19 protein-coding genes and 3 pseudogenes are annotated in these 21484 nt (G+C 72.5%); 10 read left to right on the top strand and 12 right to left on the bottom strand.

Going from position 1 to position 21484, the window contains the following annotated elements; genetic code table 11:
* The first annotated feature begins 174 nt into the window (after window positions 1-174).
* Window positions 175-1254 carry a GNAT family N-acetyltransferase gene (locus ACZ4UB_RS12075; RefSeq protein WP_468070030.1) on the top strand — a complete coding sequence of 360 codons (1080 nt, stop codon included), beginning with the start codon at window positions 175-177 and terminating at the stop codon, window positions 1252-1254.
* Between the two features lie 16 nt (window positions 1255-1270).
* Here ACZ4UB_RS12075 and ACZ4UB_RS12080 read toward each other — a convergent pair whose 3' ends face one another.
* Window positions 1271-1999, bottom strand: coding sequence for a hypothetical protein (locus ACZ4UB_RS12080; RefSeq protein WP_468070031.1), 729 nt, complete (start codon window positions 1997-1999; stop codon window positions 1271-1273).
* A 297-nt stretch (window positions 2000-2296) separates the two neighbouring features.
* Between ACZ4UB_RS12080 and ACZ4UB_RS12085 the strand changes: the two genes are divergently transcribed.
* A complete protein-coding gene (locus ACZ4UB_RS12085) occupies window positions 2297-3052 on the top strand; it encodes an ATP-binding cassette domain-containing protein (RefSeq protein WP_468070032.1) in 756 nt (251 codons plus the stop codon).
* Window positions 3053-3431: 379 nt separating this feature from the next.
* A pseudogene (locus ACZ4UB_RS12090) lies at window positions 3432-3656 on the top strand (amino acid permease); the annotation flags it as partial.
* Window positions 3657-3732: 76 nt separating this feature from the next.
* Here the strand turns inward: ACZ4UB_RS12090 and ACZ4UB_RS12095 are convergent.
* Window positions 3733-4614, bottom strand: a complete 882-nt coding sequence (locus tag ACZ4UB_RS12095) for a GNAT family N-acetyltransferase (RefSeq protein WP_468070033.1) — start codon at window positions 4612-4614, stop codon at window positions 3733-3735.
* Window positions 4615-5145: 531 nt separating this feature from the next.
* Between ACZ4UB_RS12095 and ACZ4UB_RS12100 the strand changes: the two genes are divergently transcribed.
* Window positions 5146-5436, top strand: a complete 291-nt coding sequence (locus ACZ4UB_RS12100) for a hypothetical protein (protein WP_468070034.1) — start codon at window positions 5146-5148, stop codon at window positions 5434-5436.
* Between the two features lie 14 nt (window positions 5437-5450).
* Here ACZ4UB_RS12100 and ACZ4UB_RS12105 read toward each other — a convergent pair whose 3' ends face one another.
* Window positions 5451-6683, bottom strand: a complete 1233-nt coding sequence (locus tag ACZ4UB_RS12105; protein WP_468070035.1) for a serine hydrolase domain-containing protein — start codon at window positions 6681-6683, stop codon at window positions 5451-5453.
* 185 nt (window positions 6684-6868) lie between these two features.
* On the opposite strand from ACZ4UB_RS12105, the gene ACZ4UB_RS12110 reads away from it, so the two are divergent.
* Window positions 6869-7645, top strand: a complete 777-nt coding sequence (locus ACZ4UB_RS12110) for a MerR family transcriptional regulator (protein WP_468070036.1) — start codon at window positions 6869-6871, stop codon at window positions 7643-7645.
* Between the two features lie 47 nt (window positions 7646-7692).
* On the opposite strand, the gene ACZ4UB_RS12115 is transcribed toward ACZ4UB_RS12110, so the two are convergent.
* Complete coding sequence (locus tag ACZ4UB_RS12115) at window positions 7693-9261, bottom strand: alpha/beta hydrolase family protein (RefSeq protein WP_468070037.1); 1569 nt, start codon at window positions 9259-9261, stop codon at window positions 7693-7695.
* Between the two features lie 313 nt (window positions 9262-9574).
* Here ACZ4UB_RS12115 and ACZ4UB_RS12120 point away from each other — a divergent pair, with 313 nt between their 5' ends.
* The gene (locus tag ACZ4UB_RS12120) at window positions 9575-10786 is read left to right on the top strand and encodes a sensor histidine kinase (RefSeq protein ID WP_468070038.1); all 1212 of its coding nucleotides are present in this window, start codon (window positions 9575-9577) and stop codon (window positions 10784-10786) included.
* Window positions 10783-11445, top strand: a complete 663-nt coding sequence (locus tag ACZ4UB_RS12125; RefSeq protein WP_468070039.1) for a response regulator — start codon at window positions 10783-10785, stop codon at window positions 11443-11445. The genes ACZ4UB_RS12120 and ACZ4UB_RS12125 overlap by 4 nt, the downstream gene beginning before the upstream one ends.
* Before the next feature lie 46 nt (window positions 11446-11491).
* Here ACZ4UB_RS12125 and ACZ4UB_RS12130 read toward each other — a convergent pair whose 3' ends face one another.
* A complete protein-coding gene (locus tag ACZ4UB_RS12130) occupies window positions 11492-12406 on the bottom strand; it encodes a LysR family transcriptional regulator (protein WP_468070040.1) in 915 nt (304 codons plus the stop codon).
* A gap of 25 nt (window positions 12407-12431) precedes the next feature.
* Here ACZ4UB_RS12130 and ACZ4UB_RS12135 point away from each other — a divergent pair.
* A pseudogene (locus ACZ4UB_RS12135) lies at window positions 12432-12872 on the top strand (inositol monophosphatase family protein); the annotation flags it as partial.
* 180 nt (window positions 12873-13052) lie between these two features.
* Here ACZ4UB_RS12135 and ACZ4UB_RS12140 read toward each other — a convergent pair.
* Window positions 13053-13523, bottom strand: coding sequence for a hypothetical protein (locus tag ACZ4UB_RS12140; protein WP_468070041.1), 471 nt, complete (start codon window positions 13521-13523; stop codon window positions 13053-13055).
* 74 nt (window positions 13524-13597) lie between these two features.
* Here ACZ4UB_RS12140 and ACZ4UB_RS12145 point away from each other — a divergent pair.
* Window positions 13598-13792, top strand: a pseudogene (locus ACZ4UB_RS12145) (IS982 family transposase); the annotation flags it as partial.
* Window positions 13793-13840: 48 nt separating this feature from the next.
* Here ACZ4UB_RS12145 and ACZ4UB_RS12150 read toward each other — a convergent pair.
* The 6 genes from ACZ4UB_RS12150 to ACZ4UB_RS12175 all read right to left on the bottom strand — a co-directional run bounded on the left by ACZ4UB_RS12150 (window position 13841) and on the right by ACZ4UB_RS12175 (window position 19815).
* Complete coding sequence (locus tag ACZ4UB_RS12150; RefSeq protein WP_468070042.1) at window positions 13841-15193, bottom strand: hypothetical protein; 1353 nt, start codon at window positions 15191-15193, stop codon at window positions 13841-13843.
* Window positions 15194-15250: 57 nt separating this feature from the next.
* Window positions 15251-15472, bottom strand: coding sequence for a hypothetical protein (locus ACZ4UB_RS12155; protein ID WP_468070043.1), 222 nt, complete (start codon window positions 15470-15472; stop codon window positions 15251-15253).
* Window positions 15473-15586: 114 nt separating this feature from the next.
* A complete protein-coding gene (locus ACZ4UB_RS12160) occupies window positions 15587-16024 on the bottom strand; it encodes a DoxX family protein (protein WP_468070044.1) in 438 nt (145 codons plus the stop codon).
* A 126-nt stretch (window positions 16025-16150) separates the two neighbouring features.
* A complete protein-coding gene (locus ACZ4UB_RS12165; protein WP_468070045.1) occupies window positions 16151-16390 on the bottom strand; it encodes a chaplin in 240 nt (79 codons plus the stop codon).
* Between the two features lie 182 nt (window positions 16391-16572).
* Window positions 16573-18645, bottom strand: coding sequence for a transglycosylase domain-containing protein (locus tag ACZ4UB_RS12170; RefSeq protein ID WP_468070046.1), 2073 nt, complete (start codon window positions 18643-18645; stop codon window positions 16573-16575).
* A gap of 204 nt (window positions 18646-18849) precedes the next feature.
* The gene (locus ACZ4UB_RS12175; RefSeq protein WP_468070047.1) at window positions 18850-19815 is read right to left on the bottom strand and encodes a LysR substrate-binding domain-containing protein; all 966 of its coding nucleotides are present in this window, start codon (window positions 19813-19815) and stop codon (window positions 18850-18852) included.
* 228 nt (window positions 19816-20043) lie between these two features.
* Between ACZ4UB_RS12175 and ACZ4UB_RS12180 the strand changes: the two genes are divergently transcribed.
* Window positions 20044-21471 carry a 2-hydroxymuconic semialdehyde dehydrogenase gene (locus tag ACZ4UB_RS12180; RefSeq protein ID WP_468070048.1) on the top strand — a complete coding sequence of 476 codons (1428 nt, stop codon included), beginning with the start codon at window positions 20044-20046 and terminating at the stop codon, window positions 21469-21471.
* The last annotated feature ends 13 nt before the right edge of the window (window positions 21472-21484 follow it).

The following is a 21484-nucleotide window of genomic DNA, read 5'->3' on the forward strand; positions in this document are numbered from 1 at the left end:
CAACCTCGTCTTTCCTTTTTTTGTGTGGAGCGAGCGCGATGAACACGTGGGGGTCGAGGCTTTGGTTTTGTGCGTCCAAGGAGACTTTGGACAACCCCGGGGGGGGGGGCCCCCCCCCCCCCCCACCCACCGGCCGGCCGACCCGCCGCCCACCGGACGGTTTAGGGTCGTCGCATGACGCCCATGGGCCCCCAGGACCTCGACCGCGCCGTCTCGGACGCCGTGCGGGCGCTGCGGGCCGTCGCGCGCCTCGACTGGTCCGTGCCCGCGGCGGGGCTGGAGTGGAGCTGCCGCGACACTGCCGTCCACCTGGCCGGTGACCTCACCGGCTTCGCCGCGCAGCTGGCCGGCCGCGTCACCGGTGCCTACCTCCCCCTGGTCGTCGACGCGGCTCCCGGCACCCCGCCCGGCGGCCTGGTCGACCTGGTCGAGGCGAGCGGAAGGCTGCTGTCCGCCGCCGTGCTCGCGGCCGGCGAGGACGTGCGGGCCTGGCACCCCGCCGGTCCGGCGGGCCCCGACGGATTCGCCGCGATGGGGGCGGCCGAGCTCCTCCTGCACACCCACGACATCGTGCACGGCCTCGGCGACACCGACTGGCAGGGGTCCGCGGACACGGCCGGGCCGGTCCTCGACCGGCTCTTCCCGCACGCGCCGCGCTCCGCCGAGGGCGGCCCGTGGGGGTCGCTGCTCGTCGCCACCGGCCGGACCGACCTGCCGAGCCTGCCCCGACGGCGGGGCTGGCGTTGGTACAACGACCCGGTCCCCGGTGTGGGGGTCGTGCTCTGCGAGATCTCCCCGTCCGCCGCGGCCGACCTGTACGAGGGCGGCGACGGCGGATTCCACTGGCCCGAGGAGGGCCCCGGCGAAGGCACCCGCATCGCCTCCGGGATGGTGGGGCTGGCCCGTGAGGTGGGGGAGTACCACCCGGGCTGGGGCCCGTACGCGATCGTCAGGCTGAGCGACCGCCGGGCGATCGGCGGCATGGGCTTCCACGGCGCCCCCGACCCCGACGGCCACGCGGAGGTCGGTTACGACCTCGTCCCCTCGGCCCGCGGCCACGGCCACGCGACCGAGGCGCTGCGCGCGCTCGCCGCCCTGGCCTTCGCCCGGCCCGGGCTCACCGAGCTGCACGCCGTGGTCGAGGAGGGGAACCTCCCCTCCCACGGGGTGGTGGCCCGGGCGGGCTTCGAGCGGGCGGGATCCGGCGAGGACGGCGTCCGCTACCGCCTGCGGCGCCCGGAGGCGGCGGCGTAGGTGGTGTCCGGCACGCTCAGGAGATCGCGTACCACTGGCTGGCCCAGCCGGTGTTGATGGTGCTGGTGGACTGTTCGGCGAGGTTGACCGTGGCCGGCAGGGACGTCTGGCCCGTCAGCAGGGTGCTGTAGCGGAGGTTCGGCGGGGCCAGGCCCGCGTTGACCGAGATGCCGGCGCCCGTGGACTTGAGGGTGAGGCCGTTGGTGGCCCAATTGCCGTTGAGCAGCAGGGCGATGAAGTAGGTGCCGGGGGCGGCGGCGAACGGTTCGGTCAGGGGCAGCGGCTTCGCCACGGCGTCGGTCATCAGCTGCGGCGAGATGTCCGCGGTGGCGGCGACCAGGGCGCCCTTGGCGTCGTACACGCCGAGCTGGCAGTTGGCGAGCTGGGCCTTCGGGTCGATGCCGGCCAGCCCCAGCCAGATGTTGGACCAGGTGATCCGCTCCCGCAGCACGATCCGCACCAAGGTGACGCGGCCGCCCACCCCCGCCGCCGACTGGGCGGTCACGTGCCCCGCGTCACCGGGGTCGCCGGTCCAGGCGAGCAGGTTCTGGTCCTGCGGGCGCGGTCCCTCGAATCCGGGGCCGCCGCCCGTGGCGGGCGCGGGGGGCGCCGCCGGAACGGAGGCGGTGGCGCCGCCGCCACCCGGGTGCGGGCCGCCGCCGGACGCGGAGCAGCCGGACAGGACCAGCGCGGCCGCGAGCGCGATGGCCGGGCCGGTCGAGGCGAGGGTGGTACGGGTGCGCATGGTCCCCCCATGACGTTCGGATGTGCCGGAGCTGCCATGCTCACACACGGTTCCCGCAGGTCGGCGCGGGCCCCGGCGCCGCGTTCCGCGCGCCACCTCCCGCGCAGCGCCTCGACCCGGGTCCCGATCGCGGGTGATCAGTGCCTCCGCCCTGGCGTGGAAGATCTGCCCGTCCGTCATCTCGGGTGATACGGCCTGCAGTTGGGTGATGTGCGGGAAACCCTGCGGGTCGACCAGACGGTCGCGCACCCCCTCGGGAGATCGCCGACACCCGCGTGCCGCGCACGCACATAGACGGTGAGCCGGTCTTCGCCGCCTCCGACCCGCCCGACGGAACGACAGCAGTGTCCGACGGCCGGGCCGCCCACCGGCCGTGCTCCACACCCCACCGCCCCCCGTGCGCTTCATCCCACAGGAGCCAGACGATGTCATCAGCCCGATCGGGTCACCGGCCCACCGCACCGGCCGCCCTCGCCGCGGCAGGGCCGCCGACTGGCCCGTGCCCAGGCCGTCCAGATCGTCTTCCAGGACCCCTACCTCTCGCTCGACCCCCGGATCGGCGTCGGCGCGACGATCGAGGGGGTGGTCCGGCCGCACGGCGGCCTCGACCGGGCGGCGCGCGCGGACCGGGTCGAGGAGCTGCTGGCGCAGGTCGGGATCGGCCCCCGGGAGGCGGCGGCGCCGCCCCGGCAGATCTCGGGCGGTCAGTGCCAACGCGCCGCCATCGCCCCGGCGTCGGCGGCCCGGCCGACCGTGCTGGTGCTCGACGCAGCGGCGTCCGCCCTCGAGGTGTCGGTACAGGCGCTGGTGCTGAACCTGCTGTCCGACATCCGCCGTGACACCGGCATCGGCCTGGTCTTCGTCCGCTACGTGTGCGACGAGGCCCTCGTCACGCACCGGGGCCGCGTGCGGGAACACCGGCCGGTGTCCGAGCTGCTCACCGACCCCCGTCACCCCTACACCCGCCTGCTGTTGGCGTCCGTACCCCGCCCGGGCCGGGACCCGGAATCGATCAGCCGCCGACGCCGCGAGCTGGACCCGTCGCGGCACTGACGGGCTCCGCCACCGGCGGGAGGCCCCGGGAGATGGTTCCCGGGGCCTCACCGTGGCGCGCCGCCGCAGGGGAGCGGAGTGTGCATCCGGCGCGCTACATGGAGAAACGATCCGGCAGCCCCGAGGTAACGCCCTCGCCGGGTGGAGATTCGCCGGCCCGCGCGCCGCCGCCGCCGTGTTCGAGCCGATGCATATGGATCGCGTGAAGAGTGGCCGGGCCGCCGTATGGATCATGCCAAGAGTGCTGCCGGCCACCCCGTACGCCTTCGACGCTGTCCTGACTTTGCTCATTCGGAGGGACTGGCGACATGGCCATGCAGGTAGGAAAGACGACCGGGGCGGCGCGGGGGCCGAGGCAGGAGGAGCCCCCGGACACCGGTTGGACCGTGACGGGGACGGGGCTGAGGCCGCGACCCCGCCGGTGGGGGCGGCGGCTGCGGACCGGCATCGGCTGACCGCCGTCCAGGGCCTGGCCGCGCTGTCGCTCGACGCGGTGGCGTCCGTCGCCTACGGGCCGGAATCGATCGTCCTCGTCCTGGCGGCCGCCGGCGCCCACGGCATGGGGTTCACCCTCCCCGTGACCCTGGCGATCGCCGCGCTCCTGATCCGATTCCTGACCGGGGCGGGTGGTTCGGTCGGGCCGGTCCAGGTGATGTCCAGGGCCGGCCCGACCGGCGCCGCTAGAGGTCGAGCTGGTACTGGTGCGTCGTGTGCGTCGGCGTGTAGCCGAGACCGTCGTTGATCCGCCTCATGGGCAGGTTGCCGTCGGCGGTGTCGGTCAGGAGGCCGTCGAGGTGCGGATGGCGCGCACGGGCGTGTCGGATCGACTCCGCCTTCATCCACCGGCCGAGGCCGTGTCCACGGTGCTCGGGCAACACGCCGGTGCCGTAGTGCTGGCCGTCACCCCTGCCGTTGCCGGGGACGACCAGCTCGGTGAAGCCGGCGATCGAACCGTCGCGGGCGTCGACGGCGACGACGGTGTGCAGGTGGTCGCCACGCTGCTCGACGGCCTTCGCCGCGGCCCGGACACGGTCCACGTCCCAGCTCACCGTGCCGTAGTCGGTGTCGTCCATGGGCATGTCGTCCATGGCCCGACGAGACGCGGCGAACGTCTCGGCGAGGCCGTCGGGCACGGTTCCGTGCCAGGACACCAGCCGGTATCCGGGGTGCGCACGCTCGATGACGCGGGCGAGGGCGGTGGGGTCCGTGTCGGCCAGCGACAAGCGGGTGTACCGCATGGTGAGGACCTTCCTGAAACCGCGCGCCGGCAGGAAGCGGTCGCCCGGCGATCCGGCCTCGGCCTGCACGATGACGCAGCGGCGCGCATCCGTTCGGGCAGCGGCCGTGGCGGCGTCCAGGAGCCGCGAGCCGACGTGCCGGCGTCGCTCCGCCGGATGGACCTGGAGGGTCAGTTCGGCCAGGTGCTCCTGTCCGGGGCTGTGGAACAGGCGCAGGAAGGCGCTTCCGACGGGGAGCGAATCGGCGTCGGACGCCAGCCAGGCGAGACGGCGGCTGTTCGCGCCGGGAGCGGGGTCGGTCAGTGGGGTGATGCGGAACGACAAGGTGTCTCCGTCGTGAGGAAGTGGCAAGGGGCAGTACGCGGGCTCAACTGCTGGTCATTCCTGCGCATGTGCTCCACACCTCCTCGTCGACGGCGCCGCTCCCGAAGGACATCGGCCGGCTGGGAGAACCTAGCCGGCCCGTCCGCCCCTCGGCAAAGGGTTAACGAAAGATCGGTGCGATCCGGGACCATGGAGACCATGCAGATGGTCTCCTTCGCGGCGTGGCGGGACGACGGCACCCCGCACCCGGGCCGGGGGGGGGGGGGGGGGGAGGGGGGGGGGGGGGGGGGGCCTGGGGGGGGCGGGGGGGGGGGGGGGGGGGGGGGGGGGGGGGGGGGGGGGGGAGGGGGGAAAGAAGGGTGGGTGGGAGAGGGAACAAGAAAGCAGGGGGGGGTTTTCTCCTGGGGGGGGCGGCGGGACCCCCCCCCCCCCCCCCCGCCCCCCCCCCCCCCCCCCCCCCACTACGTCACCCTCGCCGAGCTCCTGGTCCGACTGGGGAGCTACGGGCTCGGGCTGAGGTGGAAGGCCCGGATGGTGGACGAAGAGCCACACCCGGCCTTCGCCCGGATGGTGGAGGCATCGGCGGACACGGACACGGGGATCCCCACCCTGGAGCTGCTGGCCATGGAGGCGCCCCACCTCCAGGCCGTCGACGGGGACTTCGAGGGGTACGCGGACGGGGAACTCGTGCTGACCTTGCGGGAGTTCGACAGCTCCAGCTGGGACGTCCGTACGGCCGACGCGTGGGTGCTGGGTGAGATCCAGCGGCACTACCCGGACGCCAGGCCCATGACGGCGGACGAGTGGGACGGCACGAACTGATCCCGGGGGCGGCATCAGGCGACGGATTGGTGGAGAGCGGTCCAGAAGTCGTTCATGGCGCGCGGTGAATCCGGGGTGGACAGCCCGACCTGGGTGAGCAGGACGCCGGTGAGCCCGGTGGTCCTGTCCGCGTAGGCGGCGGTGCCGGTACCGCCGAACCAGCCGAACTGGCCGACGGGCGCGTAGTCGTCGCGCCGGGTGCGCACCGCCATCCCGAAGCCCCAGCCGCCGGCCGAGCCCTGGCCGCAGGACAGGTGGGCGATGTCACCGAACATGGCCTCGCGGCCGGCCAGTTGATCGGGCGAGAGGCGGTTGGTGGTCATCAGCTCCACGGCGGCCCGGGACAGGATCCGTTCGCTGCCGTGCATTCCGTGGTGGAGCAGCATCTGGAAGTAGGCGTGGTAGTCGTCGGCGGTGGAGACCAACCCGCCGCCGGCGCCCTGGAAGGCGGGAGGCGTGCTGGACCGTCCCCCCACCGCCTCGTCCCACACGGTGAACTCGCCGGTCCGCGGATCGGGCCCGTACAGGGGCGGCAGCCGGTCGATCTTGTCGGCGGACACGTGGAAGGCGGTGTCCGCCATGCCCAGCGGATCGAGGACGCGTTCGCGCAGGAACGCCTCCAACGACCGCCCCGCGACCCGGGAGACGAGCACGCCGACCACCTCGTTGCTCAGGTCGTACTGCCAGCGCACTCCGGGCTGGTACTGCAGCGGCAGTTCGCCGAGGCGCCGCATCCACTCGTCCGGCTCGGGCGCCGGTCCGGAGGCCACGCTGTAGTCGAGGCGCTCGAAGGTCGCCGCCCGGATCGGCGAGGCCATCGACTCGAAGTCCACGCCGAGCCCGAAGGTGGAGGACAACAGGTCCCGTACGGTGATCGGCCGTCGCGCCGGCACGGTGTCGTCCAGCGGTCCGTCGGGCCGCCTGAGCACCTGCCGGTCGGCGAGTTCCGGCAGCCAGGGGTCCACCGGATCGTCCAGCCGCAGCCGGCATTCGTCGAGCAGCACCATCGCCGCGGCCATCGTGACGGGCTTGGACGTGGACGCCATCCGGAAGATCGTGTCCCGGCGCATCGGCGCGCCACCGTCGTGACGCATCGTCCCGATCGCTTCGACGTGCGTCCGGCCGCCGCGGCTGACCAGGGCGACGAGTCCCGGAATCCGCTGGGACTCGACGTGCCGTGCCAGCACTTCGCGCAGTCGGCGCAGCCCGTCGTCCGTGAAGCCGCCGTTGTTGTTCCCCGCGCCCATGATGGGTCTCCTCTGTGTGGTGTGTGGGTGGGCCGTGCCGGTTCGCGTGGCGCCTACGGAGAAACCTGCACCCTTGACCCAGGGTCAAGGTCAACCGCGCAACCGCAGCGCGCCCGTTATGCTCGCCGGCGACGGCGGTCCCGATGGGTCGGTGGCCGTCCACGATCTGGAGGTGTGCCGGGCCGATGGCAGACGGGCTCACGATCGGCCAGGCGGCCTCGTACGTCGGTGTCACGATCAAAACGGTGCGCCACTACCACCGGTTGGGCCTGGTCGCCGAGCCGGAACGTGACCGATCCGGCTACCGCCGTTACCGGTCGGGCGAGTTGTTCCGGCTGGTCCAGGTCCGGACCCTGGCCGAGGCCGGCGTGCCGCTGGCCGAGATCGCCGACCTGCTCGACGCCGACCCCGAGGCGTTCGCGGCCACCTTGGGCGAGGTCCACCACCGGCTCACCGAACGGATCGAAGACCTGACCGCGCGCCGCGACAGGCTGCACCGCCTCGACCACGGGGACCGGGCCCTGCTCCCCGACCGGGCCTGCGCGGTCCTGGACCGGCTCGCCGCACTCGGCTTCGGTCCCGACTACGTGTCCGGGCAACGGGAGGCCCTGGTGCTGGCCCGGGCGCTGGTACCGGAGATCTTCGACAACTTCCTGACCCGGCTGGAACGTTCGCTCGATGATCCCGAGTCCGTCGAGCTGACCAAGCGCGGCCTGGACGCCCGGTCCTGGGACCCGGACGACCCGCGGATCGAGGAGCTGGCGTCCGCACTGGCCGACAAACTGCTCGCGGACCGCGCCCTGCTGGCGATGCCGATCGGGTTCCGGGAGCACCCCGAGACCGCCTCCCGATACGGGATGGTCAACCACCACCGGGAAGACGAATCAGGGTCCATCGCCCGGTTGAACACGTTGGTCGAGACGAAGCTGCGCGCAGCCGGCATCGCCGTTCCACGTCAGTGAGGGCCACGGGCGCGGCACGCCGATCGGCGGCACGCCCGGCACGTCGATCAACGGCTGCCGTCCGGGGCGTACACGCTGAGTTCGCCGTACGCCGACAGGGCGCCGGCCAGGTCACCGGGCTCGTGCCGCAAGGTCGCGTCCAGGAAGGCGAGTGTGGTGGCGGCGACGACCCGGGGGCTCCGGGTACGGCCCAGGGAGCCGACGATCGAGGGCACGGGCGGCAGGTACAGGGGGCCGTCCATGAAGGTGAGGTGTGCGGCGCCGGGGACGGTGAGCCGGTAGCTCGTCGCGCTGTTGAGCCTCAGCGCCTCTGTGAGGCGGGGGAGGTATCGCGGGTCGGTCCCCGGGGTGATGGCCTGGGTGAGTGCGAGCGTCGGCTGGGCGAGGGCGGGCGAGGTGGGGCCGTGCGGGTAGCCGTCCAGATCGATGACGGCGGCGAACCGGCGGTCCTGCCGGGCCGCTTGCAGCGCGGCGGCGCCACCTATGGAGTGGCCGGCGACCGCGACCCGCGCGGTGTCCAGGCGTCCGGTCAACGGGTCCGCGCCCTCGCCCGGGTCGGGACGGTCCAGTCGCTCCAACCGGCTGCGGACGAAGCCGAGGTCGGCGGCCCGTACGGCCGTCCACCGGGCGGCCAGCTCGGCGTCCTCGTCCCGGTCTCCGCTGGAGGTGGTCGTGGCCTCGATCGTCCGGCCGTCGGCGAGGACGACGGCGGCGGAGTCGTAGGGGTGGTCGAGGGCGGCGACCACGTAGCCGTGGCTGGCCAGTTCCTCCGCCCAGGCGGTGTTCTGGGTCCGCACGCCACCCGACCCGGGGGAGAACAGTACGACCGGGAAGCGTCCGGCCCCACCGGCCACCGGGGCGTCGAAGACCGAACGGGTCCGGGCCCGCGGGACGCCGTCGATCAGGAAGTCGGGCAGGCCGACCCCCCGGGCCAGGGCGCGCGAGACGGTGCGCGCCTCCTGCTCCGTGCGTCCGAGGTACGGGGCCCGTCGCGCGCCCGCGGGGCTCTCCCGGGCGGGGTACCAGAGCTGGACCACGACGGTGCGCAGGTCGTGCGGGTCGGCGGTGAAGGTCTCGGGGCGGCGCGGGTCGGTCCACTGCACCACCCGGGTGCCCACCGCGTCATCGCCCGACGGCTCGGGGAACACGGGGACGGGGAAGGCCCAGGCGGCCACCGGGCCCGTGGCGATGAGGCCGAGGCAGGCCACCGACCCCGGCAACGCCAGCCACCAGTGGGCCCGCCGGGCGGTGTGGCGGTGCAGGGACGGGCGGAGCGGGCCCGTCGATCGGAGGAGGGGCGATCGTAGGAGGGTCGATCGCAAGAGGGCCGATCGCAAGAGGGGGGAGAGGGCGAACGGCAACGCGATGGCGCCGCCCGCCAGTACCGGCGACATCTGCCAGCGGATCTCCGACGTCACCCCCAGCACGATCGCGGACGGCACGAGAACCGCTCCCGCCGCGAGCGCGACGGGTGGGCGGGCGGCGGCGGGGAGCCAGCGCGCCATCACCAGCGCGACGGCGCCCAGCAGGGCAAGGACTTCCAGGGGCGACAGGTACAGCCCCGCGATGGTCTCGTTCACCTGGCCATGCTCGGCGCCGGGCGTACGCCGACACATCGGTCCCGGGTCGCCCCGACGGGTGACCGGGGTCGCAAGCCGACGCGGTCGCCGTGCGACCGCGAGGGCAATCGATCGGGTCGGATCGGCGGCCTCCTTGCCACCGCAGGAGGTACCGCGACTCCTCCTGCGGTCGTAGTCCGCCGTCGCGCCGTCAGACGCTGGACTCATGTGCCGCGCGCCGCGGCGGCCTACGGTGACGGGGCCGACGCAGCGACGGAGTTCCGGACCGCCGCAATCGCGGAGCGGCGGTGGTCCGGAGCGCTGGAGGTCTGGAGCGCTGGAGTCCGGCGCTGAATCGACGGGACGTGTGATGACCGAGGTGCTGGGGCACCGGTACCGGGGTTTCCGGTTGCCGCCCGTGGTGGGGGACTCGCTGCTGCCGGCGCTCCTCCTCCTCAACGTCGTGACCACGCGCGCGCCGCGAGAGCTGCCGGTGGCCGTGGCCCTCACCGCCGCCCTCGTGCTGCCCCTGGTGGGGCGGCGCCGAGCGCCCCGCACGGTGTTCGGCGCCGTGGCGGCCGCGGCCTTCGTCCAGTGGCTGATGGACGTCCCGCTGCCGGCGGACATCGCCCTGCTGGTGGCCCTCTACACGGTGGCCGCGCACGCGGACCGGCGCGGCACGCTGATCGCCGCCGCCGTCGCGGAGGGCGGGGCCCTGTTGGCCTGCCTGAGCTGGGCGACCGACGGGGCGTTCCTGACCCCCTTCGTCGCGGTGACCGCGATGGTCGTCGCCGCCGCGGTCCTGGGGGTGAACGTACGGACCACACGCGCCTACCTCGCGGCCGTGGAGGAACGGGCCGCACGCCTGGAGCGGGAGCGGGACCAGCGGGCGCGACTGGCCGCCGCCGAGGAGAGGGCCCGCATCACCCGGGAGATGCACGACATCGTCACCCACAACCTGTCCGTCATGGTCGCGCTCACCGACGCCGCCGTGTACGCGCAGCACCGCTCGCCCGACCGGGCAACCGCCGCCATGCACCAGGTCTCCGAGACGGGCCGGCAGGCTCTGACCGACATGCGGCGCTCGCTGGGGATCCTGCGGGCCGACGAGCCGGATGGTGAACCGGGCGCGGATCGCCACCCGTTGCCGGGTATCGCACAACTGGAGGCGCTCGCCGGCCAGATGCGCGCCGCCGGGCTGCCGACCCGCGTCGAGGTCCACGGCGACCACGGCCACGTACCGGCCACCGCACAACTCACCGTCTACCGCCTGGTACAGGAAGCCTTGACCAACAGCCTCAAACACACGCCCCCCGGCACGCACGCGAGGGTCCGCATCCGGTGTTCGACCGGGGGAGACGCCGGGTCCGGGGCAGGCGCGGGCACCGGTTCCATCACGGTGGACGTCACCGACAGCGGCCCCGGCCTGCCCGGCGCCATCCCGGCCGGCCACGGCATTCCCGGCATGCGCGAGCGCGCGGCCGCCTACGGGGGCACGCTGGAGGTCGGACCGCTTCCGGGCGGTGGCTGGGGAGTCCGTACGCGCCTCTTCCTCGGCGGCGGCGCGGGGGCGTCCGCATGACGATCCGCATCCTGATCGCCGACGACGAAGCACTGCTGCGCATGGCATTCGGCACGGTCCTGGAGGCCCAGCCCGACATGGCGCCGGTCGGCGAAGCCGCCGACGGGGCCCAGGCCGTACGCCTCGCCCGGGAGCTGCGCCCCGATGTCGTCCTCATGGATGTCCGGATGCCCGGGACCGACGGGATCGAGGCGACCCGGCAGGTCGTCCGGGTCTCGCCGCGGAGCAGGGTGCTGATCCTCACCACCTTCGACCTGGACGAGTACGCCTTCGCCGGACTCAGGGCCGGAGCGTCCGGCTTCCTGCTGAAGAACACCCGGCCCGAGGAGTTGCTCGCGGCGATACGCAACGTGGCCGCGGGCGACGCGGTGGTCTCCCCGCGGATCACCCGCCGCCTGCTGGAGGACCTGCGCCCGCACATCCCCGACGCCGGCGCGGGGGAGCGCGCCCAGCGGCTGAACCGGCTCAGCGCGCGTGAACGCGAGGTGCTCGTACAGGTCGGCTCCGGCCGGTCCAACACCGAGATCGCCGCCGCGCTCGACCTGGCGGAGGCGACCGTGAAGTCCCATCTGGGCCGCATTTTGCACAAGTTGGAACTCCGTGACCGGATACAGGCCGTGGTCTTCGCCTACGAGAGCCGCCTCATCCGCCCGGCGTGACGCACCTGCCGGCCGGCGTGACGACCTCTGCCCCCGGGCGGGAACCTCACTGCGACGCGAAGAGCGGCTGGATGGTGCGGACGGCCAACTCGCGCAGCCAGGCGTGTGCGCGGTCGTCGTCGTAGCGCTGGTGCCAGAGCAGGTACAGGGGGACGTCGGGCATCCGGAGCGGCGCCGGTAGCGGCAGCGTGACCAGGCCGAGTTGCTCCCGGGCGGCGCGGGTCACCGCGTCGGGCAGGGTGACGACCAGGTCGGTGGCGCCTACGAGTTGCAGGGCGAAGGCGGAGGTGGGTCCGCAGGCCACGACGCGGCGTACGAGGCCGCTCGTTGCCGCGAGGGCGTCGTCGATCGGGTCGCGCAGGTTCCCGCGCCGCGAGACGGTGAGGTGCTCGGCGGCCGCGTAGCGCTCGGGGGTCAGCGCACCTTCGGTGAGCGGGTGGCCCGGGCGGACGACGACGACCAGCCGGTCCCTGCCGACGAGGCGGTGGCGGACGTCCGGGAGCGACGGAGCACCGGCACTCGATTCGAGGTCGACCTCGCCCCGGCGCAGCTCCGGGGTGTCGGTGCCCGGTTCGGCGGACATGCGCAGCTGGACGCCGGGGGCTTCGCGACGGACCGCGCTGATCAGGGCCGTGCCGCACGCGGAGGTCAGGGCGTCGTGCCAGCGCACGGTGAAGACCCGCTCCAGCCCCGCCAGGTCGAGCTCCTGCTGCGCGGCGAGGAGTTGGTGGGCCTGCTGCACGAGGGTGTGGACCTGGGCACGCATGGCGAGCGCGCGAGTGGTGGGGACCATGGTGCGACCGGTGCGTACGAGGATCTGGTCGCCGGTGGCCTTGCGGATGCGCCCCAGCGAGCGGCTCATCGCGGGGGCGGTGACGTGCAGGCGGGCCGCGGCGCCGGCGACGCTGCCCTCTTCGAGGAGGGCGTCCAGGGCGGTGAGCAGGTTCAAGTCCAATTGCATGGGAGTCACTCTACAAGTGCAAAGCATGCACTTGTTGTTAATCGGATGGGGTCACAACCCCACCGTGAGCACGACCGCAGCCACTGCCACTGCAACGTTGTTGTCCGAGGTGACCGCCGCGGTGAAGACCGCCGGCCTGACCGTGCTGGACCGTTTCGCCCCGCATGCCCGGGGGGTGAGCCTGGGGGAGGTCGTGGCGGAGATCCACGCCAACGACGACGCGGTGCTGGCGGTGCTCCGGGAGCCGCTGCTGCGGGCCCGGTCGGGGTCGCGGTGGGCCGAGGACGAGTTGGCCGGTGGGGCGCTCCCGGCGGGGGAGTGGTGGGTCGTGGACCCCGCCGAGGGCAACATCAACCACGTCCACGGCATGTCGGAGTGGGCCGTGACCGCCACGCTGGTCCGGGACAACCACCCGGTCCTCACGGTCGTGCACCTGCCGCTGACCGGAGACACCTACACCGCCGTCACCGACCTGGCCGCCGCCCCCGGCCTCCACCAGGTCACCCTCGACATCCTCCAGCCGCTCGCCTAGACGCGTCATTGCGAAGTGATCGTGCTCAGCTTGCCGATGGGCCAAGGGGCCATGCGATGGCGTGTTGCTTGTCCCGGGCCGCTCACGGCAGTTGCCGAATCCCTCCCCGGGGCTTCAACTCAGCTGGTCGCGCACGAGATCAAGGAATGCCTGTCGGCTCGGATGGATGTGCGCCCACACCTTCTCGTCCTGTGGCTCCCCCGGGTCTTCGGGGCCCTTCCTGATCACCTCCTGTACTGCCCACGCGAGGCTGCGTGCCGCTTCGCTGACCTCGGACGCGCACAGTACGTGGATCGTCTTCTGCGTCACCCACACCCTGTCGAGGACCTGCCTTGCCCGGGACTGCCACTGCTCGTCAGTCAGGTTGTGGTGATACCGATCCACCGCGACTCGTTCTGCTTCCTGCACCGCAGACAGAAACGCGATGAGGTGCGTGAGACGCTCGTTGCGGCGCGCCTCGGCAAGTTCACGGACACTGCGGCGCGCCTCGCCGCGTTCCAAGGCGCGTCCTGCCGAGCGTTGGGCCAGCATCGACATGAGCCCACCGAGCAGGACGCCGATGAGCGGCGCAAGCGTTGTCCACACGACGTCCGATTATGGCATCGATGGCATCGATGGCATGAACACGGCACGGGGTCGGGCAATATCGGGCCGGGTGCTGGAACAAGCGGCTGCGGGCTGCGCTGCCGCTGGTCTAGCGGGCTGTACGGCTCCTTGCGACGGACACCGACTTCTGGTTCGACAACCACTGGATCATCGACTCCACCCCGGTCGAGTGCGGCCGGTCACGCCCCTGGGGCCTGCGGCTATACCTGGTGTGCACCCCAACCGGTAAGCCGATCTTGTGGTCCCTGATCGCCTACGACCACTGATCACTTCGGAATGACTCGTCTAGTGCCGCGTCAGGCAGTGGTCGCCCGTCGAGGAGCGGCGTCGGCGAGGATCGCGTGACGGGCGGCGAGCGCGGCGGCGAGCAGGCTTTCGTCGAGCATCGTCTCGCCGTCCCGGGTGGAGCCGTTGACCGGGATCCGGGTACGTCGATCGATCAGCGCCGTCAGCGACTGCAGCGCGGGCAGCGCATGGCGGCCCATGCGCGCCAGTCCTTCCGCGTAGTACTCGCCGATGTCGTACGCATCGAGGTGCGGTGTCATGAGGGCGAGGATGCGGGGCGCGGCGGCGGGGCCGGCGTGCCGCAGCCATAGCGGTGCGCAGACCCCCTGCATGCGCCCGGGCCGTTGGAACGTGAGGTTGTACAGCTGGGCAGCCTGACGGAAGGTCAGCGGGCCCGCGTCCAGCAGGGCGTCGAAGAGCTCGGGGGCGTGGCGGAGCCGACCGATGCCCACGGGCTTGGCCCGGAGCACCGCAGCGGCGGTGGCGCTGTCGTACCTAGACCCCTGCGTCGGACTCGAACTGCCGAAAAGGTGGCGGGGCCGGGGATACGGGGTGACGGCGACCGTGGCGAACAGCGCGCCGTGCGCGCGCATCGCGGCGCGCGAGACGGAGGCGGTGGTGAGGGCTTTGGCCATGGCGGGGCTGACTTCTGGTCCGCAGTGGCGGACGAGGAGCGGTAGGAGTTCGACCGGGGCGGCCCGCCAGTGGTGACAGGCCTCCCGGGCCAAGCCCGCACCGATGTCGCGGGTGGCGGCGTCGCTGAGGAGCCGCGCCACCAGGGCATGGACGTGACGCTCGCGCCCCAACCCGCACAGGACCCCACCCCAGCGCCACCCGACGCCGTCCAGGTGGATCGCGGCCTCACGGGCATCGGCGAGCAACGCCGCGTCGAGCGGAGGCCACTGGCGTGCCGGAGCGACGCGCAGGGCCTCCAGGCCGACGAGGAAGCGTACGGAGGCCAGGGGGTCGTCCCGCAAGTGTGCGAGGGAACCCCGGAGACGATCGGCGAGGACGGTGCGCACCACGGGCTCGGTGAGTACGCCGAGCGCCCGGAGCCCGACGTCCCGGCCCCCGGCGCGCACCACGAGGTGCGCGGCTCGCCGTCGTACTTCTTCGTCGGGGTCGGTGAGTCGTGCGAGCGCGGCCGCGGCGGCCTCGGGCCACGGGCTGCCGACCTCGGCGCACGACAGGAGGTCCAGGGCCGCGCGACGTACGAACGCGACGTCAGAGCAGGAGAGTTGGAGAAGTCGCAGGGGTACGGGGCCGGTGCGGTCGGCGCGCAGCGCGTCGATGACCGCGATCCGGGAGGGGTGGGCGGCCGTCGTGGCGTGTCCCGCGGACACGGCCTCGTCCAGCCACTTCATCGGACGGGGCGGTGGCCGCCCTTCCACGTGTACAGGTGAGTCATGCGGCCGATGATGTCACGCGCGGTGCCGGGGCGTCCTGCGTGTTCTGACCCCGAGGGTGACGAGGGCCAGGCCCGCGGCGACGATGCCGAGGTAGGCGGCGGGCGGGAGGGTGACGACTTTGTGCAGCCAGCCCCACTCCGTGCCGAAGAAGGTCTGTGAGACGAAGCTGACGAGGCCCTGGGCTCCTACGACGTAGCCGATGCTTTCGAGGGTGTATCCGATGGTTGTTCGCACGGATCAACCCTCTCGTGCGGGTGCCCCGAGATCGTCCTCCGCAGGGCCCACAGTGCGGTAGGCCAAAGGGTGTAGTCGCCCCAGGACGGGCGACGGGCCCCGCGGGGCAGCGGATCAGCGCAGGCGGCCGAGGAGCTCGAAGGTCTCGGCGCGCCGGGCCCAGGCGATGACGGCCAGCGGCACCATGAAGAGGAACGGGGTCCCGGCGTTCTCGCCGTGCATGGCGGTCAGCTGGGTGACGAAGGCGAACACCAGGAAGACGATCAGGGCCGTGGCGGCCGGTCCGGCCAGCCGGCGGACCAGCAGTCCGACCGCTCCGGCCAGCTCCACCAGCCCGGTCACGTACATGAACCAGTGGCCCACGCCGATGGAGTCGAAGACGGTGGTCGCGGCGGGGAGCGCCAGCAGTTTGGGCAGCGCGCTGGCCAGGGCGAAGAAGAGCGCGAGCAGGATGCGCAGCGTCCAGACCACCCGGACCGCGGCCTTGCCGGACTTCGTGGCGGTGTCGGCGGTGGCGGTCGGAGCAGTGGTGGTGGCGGCGGTGCTGGACATGTGAGGTCTCCCCGTTCGGCTGGCGTAGCTTCCTCAGGTTTGACCGCCGCCACCGCCCGAACTCATCGGTCCCGGAGGAGGAATTTCCGGCAGCTGAAGCCCCGGGCCGGGGTCAGGCCAGGGGCTTCAGCTGTTGATGCAGGTGGTGCCGCCCGCGGGGTTGAGGAGGCCGATCAGGTTGATGGTGTTGCCGCAGGCGTTGATCGGGATGTGGATCGGAATCTGGATCACGTTGCCCGACAGGAAGCCCGGAGAGTTGGCGGCCACGCCGGAAGCGCTCGCATCGGCCGACGCCGCGGTCGCTCCACCGACGACGGCCATGCCGACGGCGATCGCGAGGGCTGCGCTCTTCAGAAGACGAGACATGAGGGGCTCTCCTTGTTGCTCCAGTGGCGCCTGGGCGCCAGCCGCCCGCTATCGGGCCGCACCCCCTCTTCGGCACGACACCGCGGTACGGATCGGCCCGAGCCGCTCCGTTCACCCGAAGGGGGCCGTGCGTGACGGCATCCGGCCCAAGGGAGAGGCCTCCGCCGGTCCTATCGCTCCCGCTACGGCCGCGGGGGCGTGACCGCCTCGTTGTAGGCCTTCCAGATCAGCGGCGGGAAGGCGCTCCCCCGCTCGGAATCGGGGCCGCCCACGCCCTGCATCGGCAGTAGCTGCGGGACGTCGGGCTTCGTGCGGAACATCGCCACCGAGGTGCTCAGTTCCGATGTCGCGCCGATGAACCAGGCGGAGTTCATGCGGTCGTTCGGGCCGGTCCTGCCGGCCCAGGACGGGACGAGGGGGCGCGCGTCATTCGGCGGTCCGAGGGCGGTCCAGCTCACCTGGCGGAGCGCCGAGCCGACGGCCGCGGCCGTGTCGGCGCTGATCGCCCGCCGCGGCTTGCCCGGACCGAAGCCGCCGTCCACCGCGACGCCGTTCCGCTCGACCTTGGTCACCGAGTAGGGGTCCGCGGCCCGGCCCTGGTTGACGAAGGTCGTGTAGGCGCTGGCCAGCCGGACGGCGCTGGGGGTGGAGGTGCCGATGGAGAACGTCGGCTCCAGCTTGGCCATGCTCTCCTCGCGCAGCCCCGACGCGACCGCCACCTCCTTGACCGTCTTCAGCCCGATCTTCTTGCCGACCTCCACGAACGGCGTGTGGTCGGAGTTGACCAGGGCCGCGTGGAGGGCGAGGGAGGACGCCGACGGCCCTGCCGGTTCGGGCTTGGGGGGAGCGGGGTCCGCGGTGGCGGTGGGGCGGTTCCTGCCGGCGTACTCCTCCTCCAGGGCGGCCGCGTACACGAAGGGTTTGAACGCCGAGGCCGCCGGCACGCCCGAGGTGTCCGCGTTGTTGGTGAAGTGCTCGATCGCGTCGGAGCCGCCGTAGACCGCGATGACCGCTCCGTCCTTGGGGCGTATCGAGGCGGCGCCGACCTGTACGTGCTCGTCCTCCGGGCGCTTCTTCGGGTCGAGGCGCTCCGCGCGCACCTGCTCGACGGCCTTGGTCAGCGCCAGCACCTTGTCCTTCTCGAAGGTGGTGTGGACGTTGTAGCCCCCACCGGCCAGGTCCTTGTCCGTGATCCCGCTGCGGCTCTTGAGGTACTTGTTGGCGATGTCGACGAGGTAACCGGTCTGCCCCGCCTGGCTGGTCGGCTTGACGGGAGGCTTCGGCTCGGGGAAGCGCGTGTACTTCGCGCGTTCCTCGGAGCTCATCGAACCCGTGGTGACCTGGCGGTCCAGGATCCAGCTCCAACGGTCCTGGGCGCGCTGGTGGTTGTCGGCGCTGAGGGAGGGGTCGAAGCTCTCCGCGCCCTTGAGCACCGCCGCCAGCAGGGCGCCCTGACTGGGATCCAGGTCCTTGGCGGGGATGCCGTAGTAGGCGTACGCGGCCGCCTGCACGCCGTACGCGTCGCGGCCGAACCAGGAGGTGTTGAGGTACCCCTCCAGGATCTCCGCCTTGGGGCGCTGGTTGCTGACCTTCAGGGAGAGGAAGAGTTCCTTGACCTTGCGCGTGACGGTCTGGTCCTGGCTCAGGTAGGAGTTCTTCACGTACTGCTGGGTGATGGTGGAGCCGCCCTGGGTCTCCTTGCCCTTGAAGATGTTGACGGCGGCGCGGCCGATGCCCGTCACCGAGACGCCCGAGTCGCTGTAGAAGTCCGCGTTCTCCGCCGAGATGACGGCGCCCTCGACCGAGTCGGGAACCTGGGCGAGCTTCACGTCCTGCCGGTTCACATTGCCGACGCTCACCATTCGGCTGCCGTCCGCCCAGTAGTAGACGGTGGCCTGGCGGCTCGCCGAGTCGTGCGGGTCCGGTATCTCGACCTGTATGTAGACGGTGACGAAGAGGCCGGTGAGGGCGGCGACGAAGAACAGGAACAGGCCGCAGACGAGCTTCCAGGAGGGCGTCCAGCGCCGCCAGCCCCGTCGGCCGCGCCGAGGGAAGTCGATGAGACGACGCTTGGCCTTGCTCCGCGCTGACCTGCCCTTCGTACGGGCTGACCTGCCCTTCCTGCGGGCTGACCTGCGTCTCTCCGCTCGGCCCGGCGGGCGCCCGACGTGTTGCGGGCCGTCCGCCCGCTCGTCGCTACCAGTGGCGTCCGTACTGCCGGTGTCATCCGCGCGGCGTTTGTGGGGCAGCCTCATGGGGGATGCGGACCTCCTCGATCGCGAGCCGTCGCTTCGGGGCGGCGACGGACTCGGCCGGGAAGATGATCACATCGCGGTCGTGGTTGGTTCGTTCACAAAATCTTCAAATGCGGCACGGGACTTAGATCGCAATCTATCGGGTGAGACGGGCAAATCGCCTGCTGTTGGGGGCGGTTACCGCCCGAACCGGCGCATGTCCCGCTACGCCGATCGGTGGCCGCCGACCAGGTGGGCGGCTTCCTCGTCCAAGTGTTGGAGCAGGGCCTGGAGGGCGGGGGTGCGGGTGCGGTGCGATGCCTCCGTCGTGCCCACCGTCCGGCTCACCGAGGGGAGGTCGACCGGGAGGGCCGCCAGGCGTTCGTCGTCGCGCAGCACCAGCTCGGGCAGCAGCGCCACCATGGTCGTCTGGAGCAGCAGGGCGCGCATCGTCAGGATCGACGTGCACTCCACCCGGTCCACCGGGAGCGCCAGGCCCTGTTCCACGAACAGGGCCTCCAGTTCCTGCCGCAGTGCGGTCTGTTCCACCGGCAGGATCCACGGGTACTCCAGCGCGTCCAGCAGCGTCAGCCGCGGCGGCTCGGCCTCCGTCCCCGCCGGCGGCCGCAGGTCCAGAAGGGGATGTCCGCCGCGGACCGCCAGCAGGATCCGCTCCCGGTACAGCATCCGCTGGTGCAGTCGCTCGCCCTCCTTCGGCGCCGGGCCCACCCGACCCACGATCACGTCCAACTCACCGCCCAGCAAGGCGGGATGGAGTACGTCGACGGTCCCCTCGCGGACGACCACCGTCAGCCGCGGGCGCTCCTGCTTGAGGCGGGCGATGGCCCGGGGGAGCAGGACGTTCGCACCGGCCAGCAACGTCCCCACCGTCACCGTGCCTTCGTGGCCCTGGCGCAGGCCGTCCAGGTGCTCACCGGCCCGGCGGACCTCCGTGATCACGGCCCGGGCGTGTCCGGTCAGCGCCTCGCCGTAGACGGTGGGGCGCATGCCGCGCGGCTCGCGCACGAACAGCGGCAGGTCGGCGATGGCCTCCAACTCCCGCAGGGTGCGGGTCGCGGCGGGCTGCGTGAGGTGCAGCGCTTGCGCCGCCCGCGCCACGCCCCCGTGCTGCACGATCGCGACCAGGAGCGTCAGGTGCCGGAACTTCAACCGGCCGTCCAGCAGGTCCATCGGGGCCGCTCCTTCCAGAGGGATCTCTGCGCCGTACGTGCCGTGCCGGGCTGGAGTGCTGGCCGGTTCCCAGCTGTTTTGCCGGCCGCATCTGACCCTTCCATATCCGAACCGCTATGGGAACCACGTGATTTGGCATTGGTTAGGCATACCGATGTCGGCGCATGATGTCCGCACGATCCGGGGTCCAGAACCGAAAGCTCCGGCCTGCTAGGGGAGGTCTGCAAGGTGAGCGCACCTGTGCGGCATTACGTGGGAGGCGGGTTCGACGCGTCGGGCGATCCGTTCCCGCTCGTCGACCCGGTCACCGGGCGCACCGTCGGCGAGGTGCCCTCGGCCCCCGTCGAGGTGGTCGACCGCGCGGTGCGCGCCGCCCGGGAGGCGCTGCGCGGGCCGTGGGGCACGTGGAGCCCCGCCGACCGGGCCCGGGCGCTGCAGCGCATCGCCGACGGCATCGAGCGGCGGTTCGAGGAGTTCGTCGCCGCGGAGTGCGCCGACACCGGAAAGCCCCGCGAGCTGGCGGCCGGCGTCGACATCCCACGGGCCATCGCCAACTTCCGCGCCTACGCCGACCTCCTCGCCGGGCGCAGCGAGCAGTCCTGGCACACCGGCACCCCCGACGGGCGCGGCGCGCTCAACTACACCGTGCGCAAGCCGCTCGGCGTGGTCGCCGTGATCTCTCCCTGGAACCTGCCGCTGCTGCTGCTCACCTGGAAGGTCGCCCCCGCCCTGGCCATGGGCAACACGGTCGTCGCCAAGCCCTCCGAGCTCACGCCCGGCACGGCCTGTCTGCTGGCCGAGGTGACCGCCGAGGCCGAACTGCCCGCCGGGGTCTTCAACCTCGTGCACGGCCCGGGCGCCGACGCCGCCGGTCAGTGGCTCACCGAGCACCCCGGCGTGGACGCGATCGCCTTCACCGGCGAGTCCGGCACCGGCACCACCATCATGCGCGCCGCCGCGGCCCGCCTCGCACCGGTCTCCTTCGAGCTGGGCGGCAAGAACGCGGGGCTGGTCTTCGCCGACGCGGACCTGGACCGGGCCGTCGCGGGCACGCTCCGCTCCGCCTTCACCCACAGCGGCCAGGTGTGCCTGTGCACCGAGCGGCTGTACGTCGAGCGCCCGGTCTTCGACGAGTTCGCCGAGCGGCTCGCCGACGGGACGCGGGCGCTCGGCGGCTACGGGCCGATGATCTCCGCCGCCCACCGTGACAAGGTGCTCGGCCACCTGGCCAAGGCGGCGGCCGACGGCGAGGTCCTCGCGGGAGGTGGCGTGCCGAGCTTCGGCGACGAGCGCGACGGCGGCTTCCACGTCGAGCCGACCGTGCTGAGCGGACTGCCCGAGGACCACCCGGCGGTGCGCGAGGAGATCTTCGGCCCCGTCGTGCACCTGGCGCCCTTCGACACCGAGGCGGAGGCGCTCGCCCTGGCCAACGCCGGCCCGTACGGCCTGGCCGCCACGGTGTGGACCGACGACCTCGCCCGCGCCCACCGGGTCGCCCCCGCCCTGGAGGTGGGCATCGCCTGGGTCAACACCTGGAACCTGCGCGACCTGCGCACTCCGTTCGGCGGCGTGAAGTCCTCCGGGATCGGGCGCGAGGGTGGCGACCACTCCCTCGACTTCTTCTCCGAGCCGATGAACGTGTGCGTGAAACTGTGACCCACCGCCCTGC

It is taken from the genome of Streptomyces sp. NPDC028419 (assembly GCF_055565515.1).

What these genes read in the sequence shown, in the direction of transcription:
- ACZ4UB_RS12105 (WP_468070035.1), bottom strand. Translation starts at nt 6,683, where the DNA reads ATGGGCGCGGGGAACAACAACGGCGGCTTCACGGACGACGGGCTGCGC.
- ACZ4UB_RS12150 (WP_468070042.1), bottom strand. Translation starts at nt 15,193, where the DNA reads ATGAAGTGGCTGGACGAGGCCGTGTCCGCGGGACACGCCACGACGGCC.
- ACZ4UB_RS12115 (WP_468070037.1), bottom strand. Translation starts at nt 9,261, where the DNA reads ATGTGTCGGCGTACGCCCGGCGCCGAGCATGGCCAGGTGAACGAGACC.
- ACZ4UB_RS12165 (WP_468070045.1), bottom strand. Translation starts at nt 16,390, where the DNA reads ATGTCTCGTCTTCTGAAGAGCGCAGCCCTCGCGATCGCCGTCGGCATG.
- ACZ4UB_RS12080 (WP_468070031.1), bottom strand. Translation starts at nt 1,999, where the DNA reads ATGCGCACCCGTACCACCCTCGCCTCGACCGGCCCGGCCATCGCGCTC.
- ACZ4UB_RS12175 (WP_468070047.1), bottom strand. Translation starts at nt 19,815, where the DNA reads ATGGACCTGCTGGACGGCCGGTTGAAGTTCCGGCACCTGACGCTCCTG.
- ACZ4UB_RS12120 (WP_468070038.1), top strand. Translation starts at nt 9,575, where the DNA reads ATGACCGAGGTGCTGGGGCACCGGTACCGGGGTTTCCGGTTGCCGCCC.
- ACZ4UB_RS12125 (WP_468070039.1), top strand. Translation starts at nt 10,783, where the DNA reads ATGACGATCCGCATCCTGATCGCCGACGACGAAGCACTGCTGCGCATG.
- ACZ4UB_RS12075 (WP_468070030.1), top strand. Translation starts at nt 175, where the DNA reads ATGACGCCCATGGGCCCCCAGGACCTCGACCGCGCCGTCTCGGACGCC.
- ACZ4UB_RS12100 (WP_468070034.1), top strand. Translation starts at nt 5,146, where the DNA reads ATGGTGGACGAAGAGCCACACCCGGCCTTCGCCCGGATGGTGGAGGCA.
- ACZ4UB_RS12130 (WP_468070040.1), bottom strand. Translation starts at nt 12,406, where the DNA reads ATGCAATTGGACTTGAACCTGCTCACCGCCCTGGACGCCCTCCTCGAA.
- ACZ4UB_RS12160 (WP_468070044.1), bottom strand. Translation starts at nt 16,024, where the DNA reads ATGTCCAGCACCGCCGCCACCACCACTGCTCCGACCGCCACCGCCGAC.
- ACZ4UB_RS12170 (WP_468070046.1), bottom strand. Translation starts at nt 18,645, where the DNA reads ATGAGGCTGCCCCACAAACGCCGCGCGGATGACACCGGCAGTACGGAC.
- ACZ4UB_RS12110 (WP_468070036.1), top strand. Translation starts at nt 6,869, where the DNA reads ATGGCAGACGGGCTCACGATCGGCCAGGCGGCCTCGTACGTCGGTGTC.